This is a genomic window from Streptomyces sp. A2-16 (assembly GCF_018128905.1).
GTDB lineage: Bacteria > Actinomycetota > Actinomycetes > Streptomycetales > Streptomycetaceae > Streptomyces.
Window position 1 is genome coordinate 4,667,502 of sequence record NZ_CP063808.1, and the last position, 23,161, is coordinate 4,690,662.

At 68.9% G+C, this 23,161-nt stretch carries 21 protein-coding genes; 6 read left to right on the forward strand and 15 right to left on the reverse strand.

The genetic code is table 11. The features are described 5' to 3' along the window. Nucleotides 1-58: 58 nt before the first annotated feature. The 4 genes from IOD14_RS20950 to IOD14_RS20965 form a co-directional block, all read right to left on the reverse strand. Nucleotides 59-322: a GlsB/YeaQ/YmgE family stress response membrane protein gene (locus IOD14_RS20950; protein ID WP_212671113.1), complete on the reverse strand. Its 264-nt coding sequence runs from the start codon at nucleotides 320-322 to the stop codon at nucleotides 59-61. Between the two features lie 104 nt (nucleotides 323-426). Beyond that, a complete protein-coding gene (locus IOD14_RS20955) occupies nucleotides 427-921 on the reverse strand; it encodes a TerD family protein (protein WP_249126002.1) in 495 nt (164 codons plus the stop codon). A 134-nt stretch (nucleotides 922-1,055) separates the two neighbouring features. Beyond that, nucleotides 1,056-1,382 carry a hypothetical protein gene (locus IOD14_RS20960; protein ID WP_212671114.1) on the reverse strand — a complete coding sequence of 109 codons (327 nt, stop codon included), beginning with the start codon at nucleotides 1,380-1,382 and terminating at the stop codon, nucleotides 1,056-1,058. Nucleotides 1,383-1,691: 309 nt separating this feature from the next. Continuing rightward, nucleotides 1,692-2,582 (reverse strand): helix-turn-helix domain-containing protein, encoded by an 891-nt coding sequence (locus IOD14_RS20965; RefSeq protein WP_212671115.1) that lies wholly within the window; start codon nucleotides 2,580-2,582, stop codon nucleotides 1,692-1,694. 227 nt (nucleotides 2,583-2,809) lie between these two features. Here IOD14_RS20965 and IOD14_RS20970 point away from each other — a divergent pair, with 227 nt between their 5' ends. Next, nucleotides 2,810-3,811, forward strand: coding sequence for a winged helix-turn-helix domain-containing protein (locus IOD14_RS20970; protein WP_212671116.1), 1,002 nt, complete (start codon nucleotides 2,810-2,812; stop codon nucleotides 3,809-3,811). A 200-nt stretch (nucleotides 3,812-4,011) separates the two neighbouring features. On the opposite strand, the gene IOD14_RS20975 is transcribed toward IOD14_RS20970, so the two are convergent. From IOD14_RS20975 to IOD14_RS20990, 4 genes are all read right to left on the reverse strand, one after another. Further along, nucleotides 4,012-5,301: a cupin domain-containing protein gene (locus IOD14_RS20975; RefSeq protein ID WP_212671117.1), complete on the reverse strand. Its 1,290-nt coding sequence runs from the start codon at nucleotides 5,299-5,301 to the stop codon at nucleotides 4,012-4,014. Continuing rightward, nucleotides 5,298-6,482, reverse strand: coding sequence for a hypothetical protein (locus IOD14_RS20980; RefSeq protein ID WP_249126003.1), 1,185 nt, complete (start codon nucleotides 6,480-6,482; stop codon nucleotides 5,298-5,300). The genes IOD14_RS20975 and IOD14_RS20980 overlap by 4 nt, the downstream gene beginning before the upstream one ends. Further along, on the reverse strand, nucleotides 6,479-8,869 hold the full coding sequence (locus tag IOD14_RS20985) for a DUF4135 domain-containing protein (RefSeq protein ID WP_212671118.1): 2,391 nt from the start codon (nucleotides 8,867-8,869) through the stop codon (nucleotides 6,479-6,481). Before IOD14_RS20985 ends, IOD14_RS20980 begins: the two co-directional genes overlap by 4 nt. An 87-nt stretch (nucleotides 8,870-8,956) precedes the next feature. Next, entirely contained in the window at nucleotides 8,957-9,109 is a 153-nt protein-coding gene (locus tag IOD14_RS20990; protein ID WP_174269347.1) for a hypothetical protein, read from the reverse strand. An 834-nt stretch (nucleotides 9,110-9,943) separates the two neighbouring features. Here IOD14_RS20990 and IOD14_RS20995 point away from each other — a divergent pair. Then, nucleotides 9,944-11,953, forward strand: coding sequence for a S9 family peptidase (locus IOD14_RS20995; protein WP_212671119.1), 2,010 nt, complete (start codon nucleotides 9,944-9,946; stop codon nucleotides 11,951-11,953). A 222-nt stretch (nucleotides 11,954-12,175) separates the two neighbouring features. On the opposite strand, the gene IOD14_RS21000 is transcribed toward IOD14_RS20995, so the two are convergent. From IOD14_RS21000 to IOD14_RS21020, 5 genes are all read right to left on the reverse strand, one after another. Beyond that, nucleotides 12,176-12,316, reverse strand: coding sequence for a hypothetical protein (locus tag IOD14_RS21000; protein WP_212671120.1), 141 nt, complete (start codon nucleotides 12,314-12,316; stop codon nucleotides 12,176-12,178). 13 nt (nucleotides 12,317-12,329) lie between these two features. Next, on the reverse strand, nucleotides 12,330-13,076 hold the full coding sequence (locus IOD14_RS21005) for a hypothetical protein (protein WP_212671121.1): 747 nt from the start codon (nucleotides 13,074-13,076) through the stop codon (nucleotides 12,330-12,332). 411 nt (nucleotides 13,077-13,487) lie between these two features. Further along, nucleotides 13,488-14,105 carry a response regulator transcription factor gene (locus IOD14_RS21010; RefSeq protein ID WP_212671122.1) on the reverse strand — a complete coding sequence of 206 codons (618 nt, stop codon included), beginning with the start codon at nucleotides 14,103-14,105 and terminating at the stop codon, nucleotides 13,488-13,490. Beyond that, nucleotides 14,102-15,238: a sensor histidine kinase gene (locus tag IOD14_RS21015; RefSeq protein ID WP_212671123.1), complete on the reverse strand. Its 1,137-nt coding sequence runs from the start codon at nucleotides 15,236-15,238 to the stop codon at nucleotides 14,102-14,104. The genes IOD14_RS21010 and IOD14_RS21015 overlap by 4 nt, the downstream gene beginning before the upstream one ends. A 38-nt stretch (nucleotides 15,239-15,276) precedes the next feature. Beyond that, nucleotides 15,277-15,681, reverse strand: coding sequence for a hypothetical protein (locus tag IOD14_RS21020; protein ID WP_212671124.1), 405 nt, complete (start codon nucleotides 15,679-15,681; stop codon nucleotides 15,277-15,279). A gap of 178 nt (nucleotides 15,682-15,859) precedes the next feature. Here IOD14_RS21020 and IOD14_RS21025 point away from each other — a divergent pair, with 178 nt between their 5' ends. From IOD14_RS21025 to IOD14_RS21035, 3 genes are all read left to right on the forward strand, one after another. After that, on the forward strand, nucleotides 15,860-16,258 hold the full coding sequence (locus tag IOD14_RS21025; RefSeq protein ID WP_212671125.1) for a hypothetical protein: 399 nt from the start codon (nucleotides 15,860-15,862) through the stop codon (nucleotides 16,256-16,258). A gap of 13 nt (nucleotides 16,259-16,271) precedes the next feature. Beyond that, nucleotides 16,272-16,922, forward strand: coding sequence for an HAD family hydrolase (locus IOD14_RS21030; RefSeq protein ID WP_212671126.1), 651 nt, complete (start codon nucleotides 16,272-16,274; stop codon nucleotides 16,920-16,922). Nucleotides 16,923-17,804: 882 nt separating this feature from the next. Next, nucleotides 17,805-18,533, forward strand: coding sequence for an SDR family oxidoreductase (locus IOD14_RS21035; protein WP_212673344.1), 729 nt, complete (start codon nucleotides 17,805-17,807; stop codon nucleotides 18,531-18,533). A gap of 138 nt (nucleotides 18,534-18,671) precedes the next feature. On the opposite strand, the gene IOD14_RS21040 is transcribed toward IOD14_RS21035, so the two are convergent. Next, the gene (locus tag IOD14_RS21040; RefSeq protein WP_212671127.1) at nucleotides 18,672-19,247 is read right to left on the reverse strand and encodes a snapalysin family zinc-dependent metalloprotease; all 576 of its coding nucleotides are present in this window, start codon (nucleotides 19,245-19,247) and stop codon (nucleotides 18,672-18,674) included. A gap of 644 nt (nucleotides 19,248-19,891) precedes the next feature. On the opposite strand from IOD14_RS21040, the gene IOD14_RS21045 reads away from it, so the two are divergent. Further along, the gene (locus IOD14_RS21045; protein ID WP_212671128.1) at nucleotides 19,892-21,010 is read left to right on the forward strand and encodes an acetate/propionate family kinase; all 1,119 of its coding nucleotides are present in this window, start codon (nucleotides 19,892-19,894) and stop codon (nucleotides 21,008-21,010) included. A gap of 154 nt (nucleotides 21,011-21,164) precedes the next feature. On the opposite strand, the gene IOD14_RS21050 is transcribed toward IOD14_RS21045, so the two are convergent. Beyond that, nucleotides 21,165-22,922, reverse strand: coding sequence for a helix-turn-helix domain-containing protein (locus IOD14_RS21050; RefSeq protein WP_212671129.1), 1,758 nt, complete (start codon nucleotides 22,920-22,922; stop codon nucleotides 21,165-21,167). Nucleotides 22,923-23,161 lie beyond the last annotated feature (239 nt).

Here is a 23,161-nt window from a genome sequence, read left to right on the forward strand (position 1 = left end):
GTACGTCGACGCCGGGTGTTGTGACGGTGGCGGAGGGGGAACCGATTCTGGGCGGTGGTCAGTGGCGGGCCTTGACCTTGCTGATCGCGACGACGCCGACGGCGGCGAGGGCGATCTGGATGAGCCACTCGATCCAGTCGACGCCGTTGGTGTCAGCGACGTCGAGGCCGGCGGCGATGGCGCTTCCGACGAACGCGGCGATGATGCCGACCGCGATGGTCCAGAGAATGCCGATGCGCTGACGTCCGGGGACGACGAGTCGGCCGAGGACACCGATCACGATGCCGATGACGATTGCACTGATGATGCCTGAGATCTCCATGAGCGGTCTGCTACTCCTCGGTTCAGTCGTTGGTGGCATACGAGTGCCCGTTCGAACCGAGACCACTCCGCCCCATGTATGCGGCAGATAAAGAACTCCGCGTTCTACGGGTACGTCTTGATCGTGGGCAGCAGGTCCTGGAAGGTGCGGCCGCTGGCGGGTTCACCGATCGCCTTCATCTCCCAGCCGCCGGCGCCGCGCCGTACCTTCGCCATGATCTGTGCGGTGTGCCGTCCGCCGCCGGTGAGGGTGTAGCGGGCGAGCCCCGTGCCCGTCGTCTCGTCGATCAGACGGCAGAAGGCGTTCTGGACCTCGGCGAAGGTCTGGCCGTTGAACGAGTTGACGGTGAAGACGATCTGGTCGACGCGGGCGGGTACGCGGGTCAGGTCGACGACGATCGACTCGTCGTCCCCGCCGGTGAGGTTGTCCCCGGTGTGTCGTACGGAGCCGTCGTCGCTGGCCAGGTGCCCATCTGGCCGCCCGTCACCATCGCTTCCTCCTCGCCGTCCAACTCGCCTCGCAGGCCAACCCGTTGCTGTGGCCGCTGCGGACAGCCGTGGCGTACACGGCGGAGCGGTGTGTGGCCGAGTCGGCCACACACCGCCCCTGGAACCGGCTGGCTGCGAGCGACGTGGGGAGATCCATCGAGCAGGTCTGGCGTCACCCCCGAGCAGGGGGTGGGGATTCTCAAAGAGCCCCATCAAAGTCGGGTTCCTGCCCTTCCGAGCTGATCTCAGGTGAGGTCGAAGGTGACGCTCACCGAGCCGTCCCAGTCCGGTGCCTCCATAAGCGTGAGGGTTCCATCCTCGGCCTCGACGACTCGCACCGTGATCCCGCCGCGGTCCTCACCGGGAAACGCAATGGAGAAGTGGGGGTCCATCTCCATGAGGAAGTCCCAGCCCTCGCGTTGGGTCGTGTCAAGGGCGCTGGCATGCCGCCCGGTTGCCTGCCACTTGCCGACCGCGTCGACAGTGACGGTGATGTCGATGTCGTACATCTCAAGGCAAGTCGATTGATTGGCCCACCATTCGAGGCGGCCCCGACCCACGAATCGATCCATGAGCACACTATGCACAGTGCCTAGGCCAACCGGGTGAGCCTGCGCGGCTGCCGGCCGTCGTGGGTCAGGCCGTGAGACAGAACTGCATGGGGCAGACCGGACAGGCCCTCGGCTCATCCGGCGGCGCCCCATACGCTCGCGACCTCATTCTGAAACCACCAGTAAATGGTGGCTGGGCTACCGGCCACGCGGGGACGGCTCTTGACGTCGTACGCAATGTGGCCCCGGCCTGCCGTGACGGCGGCCGGTGTCAGACGTCTTTGGCGCAGGTGAGTGGCCAATTCCTGCTGTCTGTAAGGCAGTTAAGCGTCATGTGGGGCGGCTTGCTGGGTCACGGAGACCGAAGTCGTTGAAGGCTTGGAGGTGCCCGACGCTGTGCCGTGCTGGTGTTCGGCGCATGATGTCGAGCAGTTGGCGTGGTGTCTGTCCCGACAGGGCTCGGAAGTCTCTGTTCATGTGGGACTGGTCGTGGTATCCCGCCAGGCTGGCCAGGTCGGCGAGCGAGTTCACGTCGGTCGATGCCACGGCCAGGGCGTTGTGGAACCTGATGATGCGGGAGAGTGTTTGAGCAGGCAGCCCGATGTGTTCGCGCAGCAGCCCTTGTATGCGGCGCTGGCCCAGGCCGATGTCCAGGGCCAGTTGGTGCAAGGACACTGCGCCCCCACGTTCACACAGCAGGCTCCATGCCTGGGCGGCGGCAGGTGCTGGGGGAGTCGCTCGGTCACTGAGTCGCCGGGTGAGCAGGGTGTCGAGTATTCGCCAGCGGCCGTGCCAGTGCGATGCCGCGGCCAGCTGTTCGGTGGCGTTCGCAGCCCAGCCTGCGCCCATGATCTGGTCAGGGTCGATGACCGTCTTCGCCAGGTGGTGCAGCGGGAGGTTGAAGAGCCGGTACGCGCCCAGCGGCGTGAGTTCGATCTCGACGGCAGACGCGGATCCGTCGAAACCCGCCAGCATGGGCATCGTCTGCAGGCCTGCGATCATCGCAGGCCACGGACCTGGTGATACTTCTTGTTCTGGACCGCTGCGGATGGTCAGCGGCTGGCCCCAGCCCAGGAGGACGGTGACGGCCGCCGAGGGAAGAGTGACCCGTGCGGGCCGCGCGCTGCCCATGCGGTGACCTCGGTAGCGGATGACGATGCCACGCAAGGATGCGGTCGGACGACCGGTGTACTCGCCGGGTTGGTCGATCGATTCGGTCACTCTTGATGTTCCCCCGCTGTGATTGCGTCTTCGTACAAGACTCCCGGCGGTCGCTGCCGAAGGCTAGAGCCTGCTCGGCCACCCGAGCCCTGATCCAGCTGTCGTCTCAAGAATCGTCATCAATTCTGCTCACGTGCAGTTGTTGTCGAATGCTCAGCAGCTGAAGCCCAAGGCCAGAACTCGACCTGCAAGTGTGACGAAGGAAAGGCTTGAATGTGCGGCGCCCAGTGAAGCGGATTCACTTCACGGCTGAGGACCTGGCGCGGACCCGCGTCGCCACAACGATCGGCGTGGCGGCGGAGACGTGCGACAGTGTGAGGCTGTTGAGGTATCGCGACGCCAGTCGCGCCTTCTGCCGCTGGCAGGTATCGGTGCGTGGACGGCTGGGCAATCAGGCCGGCCCGCTTGCCGCATTGCTGCCCGCGCGCGGTCCGCTGCTCGACGCGATGAGCCTGATGGGAGACACGGCATCCATCGACGAGGCGGTAGACAACTTCATGGCGGCGCCCCGAGCTCTGATGCGCCTTGAGCTGGAGAACATCGACTTCCGCCCTTCGCACCGGTCCTGGGCGCGGAACCTGATGGACGGTGACCGTGAGGCTCGACGCCAGGTGGCCACGGCGCTCAGAGCCTGCCACAGGGTCACTGTCGCCCCGTTCTGGAGCAGGGTGCGCTCTCATCTGAGCGAGGTCCGAGCCGCCTACGTGGGCACGATTGCCAACGGCGGGGTGGAACAACTCTTCACCACACTCTGCGGTCCGAGGGCCCGCTGGCGGCCACCCGTGCTCGAAGTGGTTCACCCGCACGATGCGGACATCCACTTGAGCGGGCGAGGTCTCGTCATCGCGCCGACGATGTTCTCCACACCGCAGATCGAACTTCTGAATCCGCCACTGGACCCGGCCCGAGCACCCACGCTGGCCGTCCCCACCCTCAGTGGAACATCACTCAACACCGCGCTGTGGGAGGGCATTGGCGAGTCCACCGCTCAGTCCCTCGATGACCTGCTGGGACGCACCAGAGCCGCTGTGCTGAGGGCGGCCGTCGGCGGATGCGGCACCACGGAACTGGCCCGCCGTCTGCACATCTCGCCGGCCACCGTGAGCCACCATGCGACGGTGCTGCGCAATGCCCACCTGGTCACCACCCGACAAGAAGGCAAGGCGGTCCTCCACACCGTCACGTCACTGGGTATCGCCCTGCTGGAGCAGAGACACCCCTTCGTCTGACAGGCCGGCCGAGCCGAAGCGTGGAGGGTGCCCTGGCGCCGACAGGCTTCAGATGGACGCTGTGACGGCGTGCTGGTCTGCGGGAGAGGGCCAAGTGGACCTCGTCATCTGATGGTCAGTGGCGCAACCTCAGCGACCTGGTCATTGGCACTGACGGGTGATGCTCACCCATGGCTGACGTGAATGGTGCCGGGGCCACCTCAGGAATGGCGCCGGACTGCTCCGAAGCTCTCCAGCTGCTGCAAGAGGGTGCGTGCCGCGCCGCGCTGGAGGCCGGGGGAGACGGCTTCCAGAAGTGCAGCCACTTCTGCTGGGCGCGTCGAGGTGAGGGCCTCAGTGAGCTGAAGCATGTCGCTGTTCTTGAGCGGTGTCGTGGTGTGGTGACCGTTTGCCGCGCACAGAGTGCTGCCCTTGCTGTCCCTGGCCCAGAGGATCTGCGCATGGGGATCGGCGCGCAGGAGGTCGGTGTCAGCGAGTGGAGGCGGTGAGACGGGAGCGGGAGCGGGTTCGAACCCCCCTGCTGTCCAGCGGCGCAGTGAGACGGTGGTGACTCGGTCGGCCATCCGGTCCGGTTGGGCGAAGGCATGCAGAGTCCTCACCGGCGCGCTGAGTCCTTCGGGGAGCGCGGCCGACAGAAGACCGTCGGCGCGGGGCCCCGGCGCGGCGACGGGGGCGTCGTGGCAGGGGAGCAGGGTGTCCAGGCTGCTGCCACCGGTGAGACGGTCCGGGTCGATGTCGGCGATCAGGGTCTCCAACTCGTAGCCGACATGGTGGTCGTGCCGGGGCACGCCGACGTTGACGCTCGTTGCGGGGGCCGTCGTAGCGCTCTCCCCTACGTGGTAGTAGTCGGCCGGCCAGTACAGCACGTCGCCGGGGCCGATCTCGGCGGCGAATGACTCGCTCCTGTGGTCGGCGTAGTCGACTTTGGTGGAAACGGGCTCGTCCCACGGCCTGTGCGACCAGAACCGCATGCGCTTGCGGCCACGGAGACCGAACATGAACGTGGCGAAACGGTCCTTGTGGACCCCGACGGGGCTGTGCTCGTAAGTGCCGTGGAACAGGGTGGTGATGGCACCCGTCAGAGGCAGGCCGACGATGTCCCACAGGCCCGCGAAGAAGGTCCGCTCGCGCGACCACAGAGCGGGGTCGAAGGTGTGGAAGCTGTTGATCACGAGAGCGTGCCGACGGCCGTCGAGGCGGGTGGCGAGACGGGAGTCGTACACATCGAAGGAGCCGTCCTCGGCGGCAGGCAGCAGATCGTCCGCGACGTCCCGCTGCCTGCGCTCGACCGTGAACTGCGCATGGGACGGCATGTGCCCGTCCAGGCGCGCGGACCGGCTGCCGTGCACGGCAGCACGGAATACGTCGCCGTCCTCGAAGGGCGCGGGGGACAGGGACGGGGAACGGAACAGCACGGGGGACCGGTCCCAGTACTTTTGCACGAAGGTGCTCCAGGAGAACGTGGTCTCCACGGGCACGGACCCGTTCATACTGTGTTCTCCCGTCGGTCCAGGTCCACGCCGCGCAGCGTGTACAGCTTCTCCAGCAGTGCAATCACCGATATCTCACGGCCCGGGCCGGCCAGGGTGCTCAGCTGCTGGACGGCGGGGGTTTCGCCCTGGTGCAGCTGCTCCAGGACGCGTTCGCCCAGAGTGCCCCGCACGGAAAAGGCGTGACCGTCAACGGCCCAGAGCCAGGTGCGGCCGTCGTCGAGGGGCATGCGGACCACCGGGGAGGCCGCCCGCAACCGGTCGCCCGGCTTGAGAGGGACAGAGGGCCGGGTGTCCGGGGCAGGTTCCAGCGCGGCCGCGCTGACTCGTCGCGCCCATGCCGCCTTGAGAGCTTGGTCGAGCTGATCGCCCTCGGTCGTCTCGTGCAACAGCCGTGCCATGCGGGCCAGTTCGGGCACATCAGGGGGCGTGGGGGCTTCGCTCGGAGGGAAGGGCAGGTAAGGGACGTAGCCCGGGCTCTCTTGTTCGTGCACGATTTTGGCCACGGCGTCCTTGACCGCCGCGGTGAGCAGGCGGGGGTCACGGGGAACCAGCAGGCGCAGTGCCAAGGTCCTTGGCCCGAAGCGCACTTGGTGCGGCCGGCCTGCCGGCCAGTGCAGCACATCACCGGGTTCGGCGGTGAGGGCGGCCTGAGCCGGGGCGTCCTGGGGGGTGGCGGTCACGGTGCCGTGCAGGACCCAGGTCAACGTGGAATACAGCGGTTCCGTGGCAAGGCCTCTGCACTGCGTGATCCGCTCGCCGAGAAGGAGTTCCGTGACAACCGGCACCACGGGGTATCCGACCCGCTCCCACAAGGGAACGACCAGGGAGCGTACTTGTCCCCACAGGACGTGGTCGAGCATGAGCGGTTGCTCCACCACGAGCAGTCGGCCCGGGCTCTGCAGCTCCTTGTCGAGCCGTTCGGCGTACTGCTGAGGACTGGTGTCGTGCGGACCGGGCAGCAACTCGCCCGGTGCCCGGATCCGACCGTCATCGATGAGGAAGCGAACGTCGGGCAGGGCCCGGAATCGGGTTCCGGCGCGGAACGGCCTGGCCGCCTGGACCATCGCCGCGTAGGCGCGTTGGGCGTCGACGGTGCCCTGGCCGCCCGGTGCGGCCGTCACCCCGGCCTTCTGCTCCCAGTGGCGAGTGGCGAACAGATCCCAACTGGACTCGCTCACTGGACTTGCGGCTCGAATCGGCTGCGCAAGCGGCTGGCGTATCGGGCGAGTGGTTCCATCCTCAGGCTGCGCCGGAGTGCGTCCACCCGGTCTGGTTGCTCGATGGGGCACGGCTCCAGTTTTCCTTCCTGCAAGCGGAACTTGGTCCCGTACAGCTGTGGTCGGCCATCTCGGATGCGCAGCGCGTCGGTCACGTAGGCCACCTGCCGCCAGGGCAGATCGCCGTCGCACGCGGCCTGTTCGATGAGCCGCAGGCATTCGTGCTGGAAGTCCCGCGGTCCCTCGGCGTGCTGAACGAGTCGGCAGGCCGCAGCCGCGGCGGCCGGGCCGACCAGAGCGCTTCCAGGCCAACCGTGCAGGTGCACTACGTCTTGCAGCCAGCGCATGGCCGCGGCGGTCAGGGCCTGCAGCCTCTCTCCGGTCTGCTCATCGTCGAAGCCGGAGGCGGCCCAACGGCTGCGCAAGGCCGCGTCCGTCCGGTCGACCGCGAGCAGGCGGCGCCGGACATCGGCCGCGTGGAGGGGACGGACGAGGGGATCGGTGCGGATCCTGACCGTGTTCCGGGTCCAGCTGTAGACGACCCGGCGTCGGGCCTGCGGCCAGTCGAACCCCACCTGTCCGGTGCGCCGGTCGAGCAGGCGGACACCTACCCCGTCTGCGTTCAGCGCGCACGGCTCCACACGGTCGTACGCGTATTCCACCGCGTCTCGCAGCGCCACACCGAGGCCGGCCAGATCGCGACCCCGGTCCTCGATGAAGGCACTCGCGGGGGCCCACTGCGAGTCTTCGGGCGCCGGTACGGTCTTGTGCGGCGGTCCGACGCTCAGCAGTGGGCCACCGGAGACGGAGCGTAAGAAGTAGGGGACGTCCAGAACATCCATTTGCGCGGTCTCGTCCGGGCTGAACACGGTATGGCGCATGTCCGTACCGGTCTCCGGCGTTGTCCCCGGTACGGCATCGGGTGTCGGGGTGAGTCCCGGCCCCGTCCCGGTGAGCCGGTCGGCGAGCACCTGGGTGTATGCCGCTGTCGGTCTGAGCAGGACCCGGACGTAACGGTCGTGTCCGGCGCGTGCCAGGAAGGCACGGATCGCCTCATGATGGCGGCACATGAGGGTCCAGGCGTCGAACATGCCCCGCAGAAAGGAGGAGAGATACGGCCCGTATCCGGTGCGGCCCTGGGTATCGGCGACGACCGTGCGGGTCCGGGCGCGCACACAGGGCCGGCTGCGCCGAGTCAGCCGCAGGCCGCCGCCCGTGGTTTCGGTGAAGTGAGCGACGGGACCGTCCACGGTGCACCAGCGGGCCTGGTCCTCGAGTCCCGGGTGGTGGTGGTCGCCGGCTTCGGGATCGGCGATGAGCCCGGTGTCGTAGAGGCGTGCGATCGGGCCGAAGAAGATCTCCAGGTCGACGGGGTAGTGGAGCGGTTCCTGTTGTCCCGGCCGTGTCCCGGACAGGACATTGCCCTCGCCCAGGTCGGCGATGCCGAACCGGAACGCCGCTGCGGCGAGGGACCCGGCTCGATGCCAGTAGCGTTCCGCCTGGCGGCGCCCGAGTTTGGTCCCGACGAGTCGTCTTCCGGGTGCCGAGCGAATCAGCCCCGACTGCGCAGGTGGCGGCTCCAGCCACTCCTGCCAGGTGTACTCCAGCCGATCGGGGCCGCTGCCCGTCGTGCAGCGAAGGACGGGCAGGTCGACCGGTCCCGTCACCGGTGGCAGTGAGTTGAGGAAGGCGAACACCGAGTCGTCGGAGGCCAGGAACAGCAGCTCGCCGCCCGGCGGGCGGGGCTTGTAGGCGACGGCGCCGCCTCCGCTCATGCTGACGCGCAGGATCCTGCGGCGCCCGTTGTGTGTCTCCCCGCTTTGCGCTTCGATGCCCGTCACGGGCAGTCGCAGCGAAGGCTGATCGAACCAGGGACCGGTGACATCCTGCGCAAGGCGCTGCAGGAACTGGTCCAGGAATGCCGTCCAGCGGAGGCGCTGCTCGTCGGCCTCATAGCGGATGCCCGCGGCGCAGGCAGTGAAGGCCTCGGTCACCAGCGGCCCGAAGAGACCGCTGTCGGTCACCTCGAGCAGACCGGGAGCGAGCAAGTCGTGATACCGCTTCGAGGCGCGCTGACACCAGGCGTCGAGGGCGTCGAGCAGTTCCGTGAGTGGCGCGAATCGGGGTGTGGCGAAGGCTGCTGCCAGGACGGCCGCATCATCGTCTCCCGCCAGGAATCGCTCGTGTGCGAGCAGACCGTCTTCGGTGGGCCGCATCACCGAGGGGAACAAACGGCCGGTGGAGCCGGCCCGTAGGGCCCGGAGGACCTTCCCTGCGGCGGCGGAGCGATTGGGGTCTGCGTCATCCGAACCGGCAGGTGCTGCCGCCTCCCACAGAACCTCGGTCATGATCGTCTGCCTCCCCTGCGGTGCCGCTCCGCATGTCGCGGAGCGGCACCATGTGTTCTCCGTTGGGGTTTCCTGGCCGGGGTCAGATCAGACGCAGTACCAGCCGATACAGGTGCTGCTCACGGCCTTGGTGCGGTCCGGGACCTGCTGCTCCAGTTCGCCGATGACGAGGTCGAGGTCCTCCTCGGCTGACCGGTTGTCGGTGCGGGCCTGCGTCTCGTGGGCAGGTGCGTGAGTCATGATGATTCCTCCAGGGTTGATTGGATTCACATGAATCGTGCTCGGTTGGCACGGCTGTGTTCGGCCGATGAGAGCCGAAGGGAGATGCGCTGAAACGCATCTGGCAATGGCAAGTCGGGTGTCGTCTGCTTCAGCCGCTCGCGTGAGGAAGGTGCACTGTCGGGGTTTCGACGGGCGACGAGGTCGCGCGAGAACGGCCCGGATCTCGCCGTTGAAGCATCCGCTGCCGCCCCAAGTCCACGACGTGCTGAGGGCGTTGTCGACGTTCCCGCCGGGTTGCGGTAGTTGCAGCAGGCTCACATGCTGTCTCGTTCAGATGGGAGTCCATGCGCCTTTGAACAGCATGCGCCCGTACGCCGGTCAGACCCCGGCTCCTTCGCCTGCGCGCTGAAGTCGCTGTGGGCGAACCCAGTCGCAGCGGCGGACGGCCCCGCCGTGGGCGCGAGGGTGCTCATTCCCAAGGCCACGGTCGTGATCAATGCGTCTCTCGCCGCGTTGTGCGTGGCTGTCAACCCAACACCTCCACCAAGTGCTCCACCGCAAGTGCTTCAACGGTTGATCAATCCGCTGTCCACAACATCGTTCGTGCGCAGGCACGTCCGCCGCCATGTTTTCGATGCTCGTCGAAATGATGGTTGCCTTGAGGCCGTCGACGGCGCTGACGCTCACGGCAGGCGGGTGCTCGCACGGTCACGGCTGCCAAGGGCCAGTTGTCCACCACCAACGGCGTCACATCCATGGATGTGCGGCCGTGCCGAAAGGGCTGCTGTCGGACGGGCGCTCCATGTCATGCTCCCTGGCCGTCCGTGTCGCGCGCGGGTGACAATCGCCTGCATGACCGAGTCTTCCGGTGGCCCGTCCACCTTTCGCGACCTGTCCGCCCTTGTCGCTTTCCCCCGCGTCAACTCCCTTGCCTTGTCCGTCGATGGCACTCGTCTAGTCGCCGCCGTGCAGTCGCTGTCCGGGGACGGGACACGGTTCGTGTCCGGGCTGTGGGAGATCGATCCGACCGGGGAGCGCGACGCGCTGCGGCTGACCCGGTCCGACAAGGGTGAGTCGGGGCCGGTGTTCGGTCCGGACGGGACGCTGTACTTCCTGTCCGGGCGCCCCGCCGCGGACGGCGACGATGACGAGGGCGCCGCGCTGTGGGCGCTGCCGCCGCGCGGGGAGGCCGTCGTCGTGGCCCGGCACCCGGGCGGGATCGCCGCGGTCACCGTCGCCCGGGACTCCGGCGCCGTGTGCCACACCGCGGGGCTGCTGCCGGGAGCCGCCGACGCCGAGGCGCACGGCAAGCTGCGCGCGGCGCGAAAGGACGCGAAGGTCACCGCGATCCTGTACGAGTCCGGGCCGACCCGCGCCTGGGACCACGACCTCGGGCCGGCGGAGCCGCACACCTTCGTCCGTGCCGGCGCTGATGCGGAGCCGGTCGTCGTCGGCGGGCAGGGCATCGGTCTGGAGGATCCGGGGGACGCGGCGTTGTCGCCGGACGGGACACGGGTCGCGTACCGCCGGTTCATGCCCGGCCGGGTCCCGGACGAGCATCGCACCGCCGTGGTGGTGGCCGACGCGGTCAGCGGCGAGGAGATCCACGACGTCGGCGATCTGGAACACCTCTACGAGGCGCCGCGGTTCACTCACGACGGCTCGGCCGTCGTGTGCTGCCGGATGCGCTACCCGACGTACGACGACCCCTGGGAAGCGACGCTCGTCCGGATCGATCTGACCGACGGCTCGGTGCAGGACCTGCTGCCCGGGTTCGACAACTGGCCTGGTGGCGTGGCCTGTTCACCGGTGGACGACACGCTCTTCTTCACGGCCGACGAGCAGGGGCACGCGCCTGTCTTCCGGCGCGATCCGGACGGTGGCGTCACACGCCTGACCGCCTCGGGTGCGTACGGCTCGCTGACCGTGGCCCCTGACGGGCGGACGCTGTACGCCCTGCGCCACGCGGTCGACGCGCCGCCGACGCCCGTCCGGATCGACGCCGGCGCCGTCGACCAGACTCCGGCCGTGCTGCCGGCCCCGGGTGGCGTTGGGGAACTGCCCGGCACACTCACCGAGGTGCACGCGGAGGCGGACGACGGGTTCGTGCTGCGCGGCTGGCTCGTACTGCCCGAGGGCGCGTCCGCCGAGCGGCCCGCTCCGCTGCTCGTCGCCGTCCACGGCGGACCGCAGTCCAGCTGGAACGGCTGGACCTGGCGGTGGAACCCGTGGCCGTTCGCCGCGCGCGGCTATGCGGTGCTGCTGCCGGATCCGGCCCTGTCGACCGGCTACGGGCAGATCAATCACCGGCGAGGCTGGGGGCAGTGGGGCGGGCGCCCCTACACGGATGTGATCGCGCTGACCGACGCGACCGAGGCCCGGGACGACATCGATGCCTCACGTACGGCGCTCGCCGGCGGTTCGTACGGCGGCTATATGGCGAACCGGGTCGCCACCAGCACGGACCGGTTCAAGGCGATCATCAGCCATGCAGGTCTGTGGGACCTGCGGATGTTCCAGGGCGACACCGACGTGCCCTGGTACTTCCAGCGGATCTTCGGCGACCCGCTGACCCGCCCCGAGCGGTACGAGGCCGACTCACCGCACCTGGACGTCGCGAAGATCCGCACCCCGATGCTGGTCATCCACGGCTCCAAGGACTACCGCGTGCCCGTCGGGCAGGGCGCGGCGCTCTTCCAGGAACTGCAGCGGCACGAAGTCCCCGCGAAGTACCTCTACTTCCCGGACGAGAACCACTGGATCCTGAAGCCGAACCACACGCGTGTGTGGTACGAGACGTTCCTCAACTTCCTGGACCACCACGTCCTGGGCACCGAATGGCAGCAGCCCGGCCTGCTGTGAACCGGCCGAGTCCCGGCAGCCGCCTGTTCAACCGAATCGGGTCCCCATGAGGGACCGGCATGCCGGACTTACGACGATCCGAAGGGGGGGGGCGGCGCACGAGCGCCCAACCGAGCCAGTGGACGAGGAAGACACCGGCCACCGGGTGACTGCGGGTTTGTTCGGCGTCGGCCTCCAGCACGTGCGCGGTTCCGTGCTGGAGGCCGCCTCCTGCCACCCCAGTCATGCACTGCCTGTCAGGCGGCCGGCCCGCTGCGAGCCGTCGAACGCCTCGGCCAGCGGGTCGAGCACCCCGTCACGGTCGGCGAGAAGGTCCAGGCCGTCGCCGGCCTCAGCGTGATGGCAATCAGGGCTGAAAGTCATGGCCCGGGCGTCCTCACAATTGGTCGCCGACGACGGGGCGCATCAGCAGCAGATCCTCGCCCCAGGCATCGAGTGTGGGTCCGTGGCCAGCTTCTCGTGCCGTGCTTTCGACCCGAACGAACAGCTGGCGCTGCAGGCTTGGGTCTCCTGTCTCCATGATCCGCCCGATTCGGTCGAGCAATGCTCCCGTTTCGCACTTCGGCAGGGGGAACCTCTCCAGTTCCCACTCCAGGTACTTGTTGTACGGGCGCGGACGGCGGTCGAGTGCGAACAGGAACTCCAGCAGGGCGCGGATACTGTCGGCCGCGTCGAGACGGGCGGCGAGCAGGTGGCCGTCGCGGGCGTTCTTGATGGATCGATAGAGGGAGTTGGCGTAGGCGTCCAGCCAGTCGGCCGCTCCTCGGAACGCCTCGTCGGCGCCGAGCCGCCCCTTGCGGGCGACGATGTCTGTGATCTCGCCGTCGAGCCGGTCAAGGAGAACACGGGCTCGGGCGAGGGCGTAACGCTCGTAGCCTCCGAGGTGGCGGAAGGCGTCGACTGTGGTGACGACGAGGTCGAGCTCCGCGGAGCGGTAGCCGTCAAGACTCGCGAGGTCTGCGTCTGCGCTTCCGCCGAGGATCACGTAGACATCGTGGTCGGAGTGCTCGGTGGCCATGCCGACATGGGCATGGGAGCCCTTCAGCACGAGCCCGACGACGCGGGTGTCGGCAGTGGCACGGGCGAGGAACGTCTCATAGGTGAGGCGGGACTTGGGGGTCATGTGGTGTTCTCCAGTGAGGGCGCAGGGCTGAACATGCCGGATCGCTCTCCGTCACGCCGACGGGGTATGGCCGCACCGTCCGCGGCGGCTGCAACACCGCCGCACTGAAGATCAACGCACGTCGTCACGTTATCTGGCCGCGTAACGTTGCCGCAGCCGATTTGTTGCTGGGGATCAGCAGATCGCAGTCCTGTGAGGGACGTCCTGCACCCCTGCTGCTGCCCCAGCTCGTTGGCCCGACGCAAGCTACAGCGCCAGCCTTCGGTTGCAAGTTGTTGCAGGACTTCCCGGTCCAGCGCAGGCCGCAGTTGTTGCCGTCGGCCAGCCGCAGCGCGACGTGCCCTCACTCGGCATCACCGCCGAGGACGGGGCTCCTGGCTGTCCTCATCCGCCATCGCGCGCCCGCCCGTCCTACAGCCAGCCCCGTTCGTCGGCCACCCGCAGTGCCTCCATGCGATTGCGCGTGCCTGTCTTCGCGATCACCGCCGAGAGGTAGTTGCGCACGGTCCCCTCGGAGAGGAACAGTGCCGCGGCGATGTCCGCCACGGACCCGCCGCCGCGGACTGCGTCGAGGACGTCCCGTTCCCGTGCGGTGAACGGCGAGTCGCCGGCCGTCAGGGTGGCTGCGGCGAGTTCGGGATCGACGACGCGTTCGCCTCGTACCACCCGGCGGATCGCGTCGGCGAGCGCCTCCGGCGGTGCGTCCTTGACCACGAAGCCGACGGCCCCGGAGGCCATGGCCCGGCGCAGATACCCGGGCCGGCCGAAGGTGGTGAGGATGACGACGCGGCACGCGGGCAACTGTGCCGTCAGCTGTGCTGCCGCGGCGATCCCGTCGAGGCCCGGCATCTCGACGTCGAGGAGTGCGACGTCGGGCCGGTGTGCGCGCGCCGCATCGAGGACCTTGTCGCCGCGGTCGACGGCGGCGACGACTTCGAAGTCGTCCTCGATGTCGAGCAGCGCGGACAGTGCCCCGCGGATCAGGTCCTGGTCGTCGGCGAGCAGCAGCCGGATCGTCTGGGTCGTCATGAGGCGTTCTCCCCGGCGTTGTCGTGATCCCGCTCGGGCAGCGTCACCCGCAGGCACCAGCCCCGCGGCCGCGCGGGCCCCGCGTCCACTGTGCCGCCGACCGCGGTGACCCGCTCGCGCAGCCCGTTCAGCCCATTGCCCGGGGCGGCGGCTCCGCCCAGGCCGTCGTCGCGGATCTCCACGCAGGCCCGCGACAGTTCGACGCTGCAGCGGCTCGCCCGCGCGTGCCGGACGACGTTGGTCAGGCCCTCCCGTACGGCCCAGCCGAGCAGTTCCTGGTGCTCCGGGGCGACGGTCTCCGTTGACGGCGGCAGGTCTGCCGTGACTCCGGCGGCGCGCAACAGCTCACGTCCGCGGGCCAGTTCACCGGTGAGTGTCACCTCGCGGTAGCCGGACACCGCGGCGCGTACGTCCGCGAGGACCTGCCGGGACAGCTGCTCGACCTCGGTGATCTCGTCGACGGCACGCTCCGCCCCGGCTGCCGCCAGCTTGCGGGCAAGGCCGCTCTTGACGGTGATGACGGTGAGCGAGTGCCCGAGCAGGTCGTGCAGGTCGCGGGCGATACGGTCGCGTTCGGCCTGCTGGGCGAGCCGGGCGACTTCGGCACGCGTCTCGAGCAGGGCTCGGTTCGATCGGGTGATCTCCCCGAAGGCGTACACGGTCAGGGCAGTGAACACGAGCGCCACGGCTTCCAGCCAGCCGGGCCCACTGTGCCAGGGCCGCACCGCCCACGGCACGGTGATCGCGCCGGCGGTCCCGACCGCGATGATCACCGCGGCGTACTGGCGCCAGTTGAGCACGGCAAAGGAAACGACCACCGCGCACAGGAAGAAGGCGAACTCCCGGGCGAACGGCAGCGCGGCGAGAAAGAGCGCGGTCAGTGCCGCGAGGGACAGCTGGACGCTGCGCCGCGCACCGGATCCGAAGGCGATCGCCGCCAGCACGTAGCAGACGGAGAATGCGGCCACCACACCGTATCCGGCGACCGCCACCGCGCCGCTCGTGTACTGGGCGACACCGACCGCGGTGGCCGCGGGGTAGGCGAGCATGCCGGCGGCGAGCCCCATTCGGCGCCAGCCCTGTGACCAGCGCTGCGGATCGCGGTTCGTCGCCGCCGCGGCGTACGAGTCCATGGCGGGCACGCTAACACCGCTGCCGACCTGGGACGGTGTCACGAGTTCCGGAACAGGGCGCGTACGTCACGGCCGTTGACGACGATCAGGACGGCGAGCAGCAGCAGACCGCACACGAATTGCTCGACACGCAGCCAGACAGGGAACACCCCGGGCAACACCGTGATGACGGCGATGGCCACGGTCATCACGGCGGTGACGATGCGCAGCCGCCGGAAGGCGCCGCGCGAACCCCGGGCAGCGCGGGCCGCGAAGAGATACGTGAGCATCGCACTCGCGGCGACGATCACGGTGCGGGTCCACACTGCGTCGTCGACGACGGACGCGTCGTGGCGCAGCAGGACGACGCCGACGAGGGTCGCGGTGCTGAGGGCCAGATACCAGCCGATGAGGCGTTTGGCCGGACGGAGAGCCTGGTGGGTCGAGCTCGTGGTTGTTGTCATACGGCGATGGTCGTTCCGGCATCCGGCTGCCCGGCAGTGAGCTGGTCCACGATTCGCCCATGACATTTGTCAGGGATGCACGGGCCGTCCCCGTCGCCACGGACAGAGAGCTCCAGGAGTTGGTTACTGATCTCTTCGGGTTGTTGTCGGGTGCTGATCCCTGCGGTAGGCCGGTGGTATGCGGTACGCGCAGGGCGGCGGGCCGGCCGCCGAGCGACGACAGTTTCGTGAGCGGATCCGGTATGAGGCGGGCGGGCGGTTCGCCCGCGGCGAGCGGACCGCGGTGATCGCGAGGGATCCACCGTGGCCGACGGCCAATCCGCACGTCATGGTCACCCAAGGAACGAAGGCCGCGCGGAGTTCAGCCTCAACTGCCTTCCTCTCCCGTGTCCTTGACGACTACGGATCCTCATCCCGAGCGATCCGCAGCATCCGCCTCCTCGACCTGGTGAACACCGTGGACCCCAAGCTTGTCGCCGCGGCCTTCGGCATGGACCCGCAGGCCACCCTGATCTACCTCACCGAGCACGTCGACCCTGGACGGGAAACCAGCCTGTCCCGAGCTCATCGCTCGTGATCTACTGTCAATCATGCCGTTGTTGATGCTGGACCTCGACAACACCCTGGTCGACCGCGACGCGGCCTTCCGTGACGCCGTCACCGCATTCCTCACTGAGCATCGCCTGCCCGATACGGACCTGACGTGGGTGATGGCTGCCGATGCCAGCGGCTATACCGCCCGCCCAGAGGTCGCCGCGGCCATGACCGACCGCTACGGGGGCAACGTGCCTGCCACGGCCATCCATGACCTGCTTGACCGTGGCGCCGCCGATCGCGTTGTGTTGACGGATTCCTCCCGCGAAGCCCTGGACAAGGCTCAGGCAGGCGGTTGGACCTGCGTGATCGTCACCAACGGCCGCACGGCCCAGCAGGAAGCGAAGATCCGCCGCACCGGACTCGACCAGCTCGTCCAGGGCTGGGTGATCTCCGAGGAGGTCGGCCGCAAGAAGCCCGAACCGGAGATCTTCCACGCTGCCGCGGACACCGTCGGAGTGCCCCTCACCGGCGCATGGGTCATCGGCGATTCCCCGCACGCCGACATCGCTGGCGCCAACGCGCTCGGGCTTCGAAGCATCTGGGTGTCGAACGGGCAGCCGTGGGCCCAGGACTCCAACCAGCCCACCCATGTCGCCGAGGACGTCGCCACCGCGATCGACTACGTCAACAGCGCGGCGAGATAAGGCACGACTCACCCTCTTCGCCGTCTCCACCAGATGGAACCCGTGAAATTTTGTCGCTACCTCACACAGGTTCGCCGGAACGAAGCAGGCTGAACCTTGGCCGCCTCCTGAAGGGCACGATCACCTGGTTCTGATGACTCATCCACAAGTCTTGGCGATAGCTCCGCTGGGCAGGCAACGACTTCGATCTCGACTTCGCTGGCCGCCTGTTGGCCGCAGCCCGGGCCGGGTGGGGCCCGGGCCGAACTTCGCGCATGATCAAGATCGGGCTGGAGCTGGACGCGGGTGCCCAGCACGCGCCGAGCTTGTTGGCCGCGCCCAGGTCGTGGTCGCCGCTCGCCCGGTCGGCGCCGAGTCCGGCGACGGCGGGAGAGGCGGGCGGAGATGCAGCGGGGTTGGCAGTGATGGCTGCCGTTTCTAGGCTCGGCAGCCATGACCGTTCTGATCGCCGTGTGGGGAGCATCTCCCGGAGTGGGCAAGTCGACGTTGTGTGCCGGCTTGTCTCGGTGGCTGACCGATGCAGGACTGCGGGTGGACCACTTCCGCGAGGAAGAGATCTTGACCAGGCCGCAGTTCGCCGCGGTGGCTGAGGCTTTCAAGACGACCGGCACCGTCGGCCTGAGGACGTTGATCACGGCATCTGCCGAGTTCGTTGACTCGGTTCTGGCCAGCGGCGACGACGTGGTGATCGCGGACGCTCTGGTGCCGTTCGTGCCGACGCTGCTGGCCATGGGGTATGGCGAAGAGACAATCGACGCGTTCATGACCGACCTCACGGAGGTGCTCGCACCAGTCCGCCCGGTCATGGTGATTCCTCTCACCCCTGGCCCTGACGACCAGCACTTGCCTCTGACGCCAGCGTCAGGTTCTAGCGTTCCGGCCATGGATATCAGCAACTCCGTCGCCCTTGTCACCGGAGCCAACCGCGGCCTGGGCCGCGCCTTCGCCCAGCGCCTGCTCGAACGGGGCGCCCGCACGGTCTACGCTACGGCCCGCCGACCGGAGACCGTGGACCTGCCCGGAGTCGAGGTGCTGCCCCTCGACATCACCGATCCCGCATCCGTGAGGGCCGCCGCCGAGGCCGCCCCGGACGTCTCGCTGCTCATCAACAACGCGGGAATCAGTACGGGGACCGACCTGGTGACTGGTTCGCTGGACGCGGTGCGGCACGAGCTGGAGACCAACATGTTCGGCCACCTGGGAATGATCCGGGAGTTCGCGCCGGCGCTCGCCAGGAACGGCGGGGGCGCGATCGTCAACGTCCTCTCCGCCATGTCGTGGTTCGGGGGCAAGGGCGCCAATGCCTACCACCTGACCAAGGCCGCCGCTTGGGCCATGACCAACGGCGTCCGCCTGGAGCTCGCCGAGCAGGGCACGCTCGTCACAGCGGTACACCTGGGCCTGGCCGACACCGACATGGCGGCGGGCTGGCCCGTGGACAAGATCGCTCCGTCGGACCTGGCCGACGCGGCGCTCGACGGTGTTGAGGCGGGCTCCGCCGAGGTCCTCGCCGACCAGTGGAGTCGGGACGTCAAGTCCCGTCTGCCGCTGACGCCGGAAGAGTTCAACGCTGCAATGGACCGCGCCCTGGCGGCGCTGTTGGCAGTCTGAGGGGCCCCTCGGGCCGCACGGACTTCGGTCGGCTGCTTCTCCATCGGCCTCAGCACCGATGCCAGCCAAGGGCTGCTCACCACGTCCCGGGGATCTCGTCTGGATCCCCGGGAAGCACGTCCGCTTGATGGCGTGTGGTCAGGGCGCGTCGATGAGAATCCGTTCGTCAGCGGGCGCAAACGCGGCGATTCCGCTTGCGTAGGCGGACTGTACGCGGGAGCGCTCGGTGGCGTTCGGTGTGGCGTTGGTGCAGGCCGTTCCGGCACTCGAGCCTGACATCAGCTGTGAGCAGGGGCCGGGCTTGGTGTCCGGCAGGCCGAGGCTGTGCCCCAGCTCGTGAGCGGCGATCCGGGTCTTGTTGTAGCCCTGGTCCACGGCCTGACTGCCGAGCTCGACGCGGACCTGGCGGCCGGGACGTACGGGACCGAGCGTGGCCTGCGGCCAGCCTGTGGTGGCGACGATCACGATCTCGGCCGCGGTTCCTGGCGTCGCTTCCACCAGATGGACGTTGCTCACGTTGGCGTTCCACGAGGCGACTCCGGCCGCGATCGCGGCCTCCCAGCCTGTGGCGCGGCTGTCGTCGTAGCGAAGGGTCACCGCTGCGGCCTGCGCGGCGGACGATTCGCCCGCGGGAGCGGCGGTTGCGGCGCCCGCCATGGCGAGGACGAGCGCTGTGGCGGAAGTGCCTGCCTTGAGCCAAGTGCCGAGAGGCATTGGTGCTCCTTCATCCGTGGGGGGAATCCGGCCCGGGCGGGCCGGGGATGCGAAGGAGCGGCATGGGTTGTCCGGTGGGGGCTGGACGCACCGTCGACCGCCCCTGCGGGGCGTTGCGATGGTATGCCCTGCAATCCCTGTCCGTCATGTACCTGCCATGGGTGAATATCCGTCAGAATCCAGTCTGCAGCGAGAGTTGTCCGGCCGGTCTCCGAACGCCACCGGTGGTGCCTGCGTGACCGTCCGTCAGGGCTGCGGCGTACGCCGCCCGACTTGCCGGGCCGCTCTCACCATCTGGCCGCGGCCCGCACCCGCCGCATCATCCCCACGCGCGGGGTCGTGCTCCTCGTGGCTGCTCTCCAGGCAGAGGTTGGCGTGTGCGCCGTCGCCGGCACCGGGCACCAACAGCCCATCGGTCTCCCGCTCACGGACAAACGTGTTGAGCGCCGCGCAGGAAAAGCCCTGATGCGGCCACCCAGTCGGCCGCCCGCCGGAACGCCGCACCGTCCCGGCGCGCCGAGCTCATCCCGCGAGCCCCAGTTTCTCCACGAGGCCAGGCGGGTACCCGGCTGCCTCGGAACAGACGCCGAGCCGTTGCGGGCACAGCCGTGCGACGCGGTCCTGGACCGCGGGGAAGGAGCACCGTGTCGGCAGGAAACATCGGCCCGGTCCTGGTGGCCGACTCTGGCTCGTCCAGCCTGAGGCTGACCGTGTTCGGTGACGACGGGCAGGTCCTGGCCGAACATCACAGCGCCTCCGCACCCGGCGAAGAGGTGTCCGGCCTTCTGCGACAGCTGCTGGCCCGAGCGCCATCGCCCACTGCCGTGGGTCACCGCATCGTCCACGGCGGATCCGGACTGCGGAGCCACGTCCTGGTCGACGACGAGGTCCGGGCCGCTCTCGGTAATGTGGCCGACCTGGCACCGCTGCACGTCCGGCCGGCCCTCACTGTCCTGGACACCGCCCGGAAGCTGCTACCCGACGTCCCGCACGCAGCCTGCTTCGACACCGTCTTCCACGCCGGCCTGCCCGCCGCCGCCCGCGAGTATGCGGTGCCCGCCACCTGGCGTGAGGAGTACGGGATGCGCCGCTACGGCTTCCACGGGCTGTCCTACGCCTGGGCACTCGGCCGGGCGGCAGAGCTGCTCGGTCAGCGCCCCCAGCAGCTCCACGTGGTGATCGCCCACCTCGGCGGCGGCTGCTCCGCCTGTGCGGTGCGCAACGGGACCAGCGTCGACACCACCATGGGCTTCACACCGCTGGAGGGGTTGGTGATGAGCCACCGCAGCGGAAGCGTGGACCCCGGCGCCCTGACCTGGCTGCAGACGCGGCACCGTCTGTCCGCGGACGACATCGAGGACGTACTGAATCACCATTCCGGTCTGCTCGGCCTCTCCGGCACCTCCGACGACACTCGCGACCTTGTCCGCAGCCGGGCAGCGGGCGACGAGCGCGCCGCTCTCGCCCTGGACGTCTTCTCTCATCACTGTCGCCGCGGTATCGCTGCGATGGCCGCGTCCCTCGACCGGCTCGACGCCCTGGTCTTCACCGGGGAGATCGGCGAAGACCAGCCCGAGGTCCGCGAAGAGGTGTGCACCCGGCTCACCGCCCTCGGCCTGACCGGCGGCCTGCGCACGCCCGACGACGTGAGCCGTCCGGCAATCGTCAGCGGGCCGGGGGCGGACATACCGATCGTGGTCGTACCCACCGGAGAGGCCCAGCAGATCGACCACGAGACCCGAACCCTTCTCCGCGGCCCGTAGGGCGCATACGCGCCTTCGGCCTCGCCTCGCCTCCCTTCGTCACGTTCGGAGGAGAAGTGCGAGCGGGCCGTGACCGGCCGGCACCGCACCGTTCCAGGCGGCGGGCTCCGGAGGCCGGGCCGACCTGCGGCGCCGGTCCTCCGGGTGGCCGCGGTCAGTGCCTCCCGCCCAGGATGATCTTCCAGACGCGCGTTGCCACCTGGAGATTGAGCCGGGTGTCCACGTCCGCCAGGTCGCGGTCGCTGATCTCACGGATGCGCTGCAGCCGGTAGCGCAGGGTGCTGCGGTGGACGGTCAGCGCGGCGGCCGCATCGTCGTAGTTGCCTCCGCAGTCGAAGTAGCACGAGAGCGTCTCCACCAGTTCCGTGTCGTGTTCTGCGTCGTAGTCGATCAGCCGGCCCAGCCACTCCTGCACGAAGTCTTCGAGCTCCCGGAGATCGTTGCCGGGCCCCAGGATCCGGTACAGCCCGAGGTCTTCGAAGAACGTCGTCCCGCTGCGCTGGCGGGAGTTCTGCCGCACCTCCAGGGCCCGCAGTGCCTCCTGATAGCAGCGGGGAACGCCGTCCGGGGATTCGCAGGGGGTGCTCACCCCGATCGCTCCGTCGGGCGTTCCCAGCTCATGGGCCAGCGCCGCGTGCACGGCATCGTCGTCAGGCGTCGCTTCGGTCAGCAGGACCATTCGGTCGCCGCGACGGGTGATCAGGGGCCGGGTCGCCGTGGTGGCCGTCGCCCGCTCGACGGCACGGGTGAAGGAGCTGGTCGCGCCATTGCCCGGCCAGTGCACGACGACCACGTAGTGAGTCCGTTGCAGGTCGTGGCCGACGGCTTCGGCGCGGGCGTAGGCGCTCGTCTCGTCAGTGCCCTCCAGAAGGTCGTCGATCAGCTGGCGGCGCAGCCGCACTTCGACCTCGGTGAGTTCGCGCATGTGCATGAGCTCTTGGGCGAGCGAGCGCTGGGCGTGATCCAAGGCGAACATGGTGTGCTCGTCCGCCGTCGCCTCGGGGTCCTCGATGGCGAGTACGCCGAGGACGTCGCCGCGCGGCCGTGCCAGGGCGATCAGCCGGTCCTTGACTCTGACCGGGCCCGCCTCGTGCGCGACCTGCCGCAGCATCTCCTCCTGGTCGGTCGAGGACCGCACCGGATAGAGGTCGGGCCGGTCGGGACCGGCCCAGGACCTCAGGTTGCCGAACCGGTCCTCGACGAGCGCCGACAGCCCGGTGAGCTCGTACAGCGCTTGCGTGATGGCGTGCTCGCCGCCGCCCCGGGCAGCGACACGGGCGAGGGCTTCGTCCACGGTCCTCTGCCAGTGCAGTGTTGAGCGCATGGCGTCCAAGCCCCGTAGCGCGGTGTCCCGTTCGGTGCGGAGTCGGCTCAGTTCGCCGGCGCTCTCGTGCTGCGAGGCGCATGTGGCCGCCAGTGACAGGGCCGTCGATGTGAGTCGCACGAGGGTCGAGAGGAGGAAGTCTCCCTGCTCATCGGGCCCGGAGTGGGAGGAGACCACGATGTAGCCCAGCAGGCCGCCGGCCCCGCGCAGGCCGAACGCCCGGTTCCAGGGCCGCTCCGGAAGGGATACGGAGCCGTCGGCCTCGCCCAGCTCCGACATCTGTGCGTCGTCGACCGTGGGCGCTCCCGCGACGTGGGCGGGGACGCGGGACAAACCGTCACCCGTCGCGAGGTATCCGGCCTCGGCGTGGTAGGGGCCAAGGGCACTGACGTGCCGCATGGCCAACCGCACGATCTCGCTCTGTTCCGCGCAGGTGAACAGGGTGTGGGACAGGGCCAGCAGCCCGTGTGGGTCCAGCGCCGCGAGCGGACGGGAGTCGCGCCGTTCAGGGCCCGCGGTGGCGCCCGGGTGGCGGGTTTCCTGGTCGGGAACGTGAGAGGACAGCCTCTGTGACGGACTGCAGGCCATAGATCACTCCGTTCTGCGGTCATCGGAGGCGATCGAGCGAGTCGCGGGATCCACGCCTGGGCGAGCTCTGGGTACCCAGCCCGGGCAAGGCCATCCGAGTTGTCTGGATTTTTCCTTGCTCTCATGGACCGACTGAGTGCGCCGACTTCTGACCTGCCGGGTGCAGGCGGAGCGTGCTGCTTTGTTGCCAGGCTGGGCCCGTCATCGATCGCCGGCGCACCGGAGACCGCTGCAGGAAG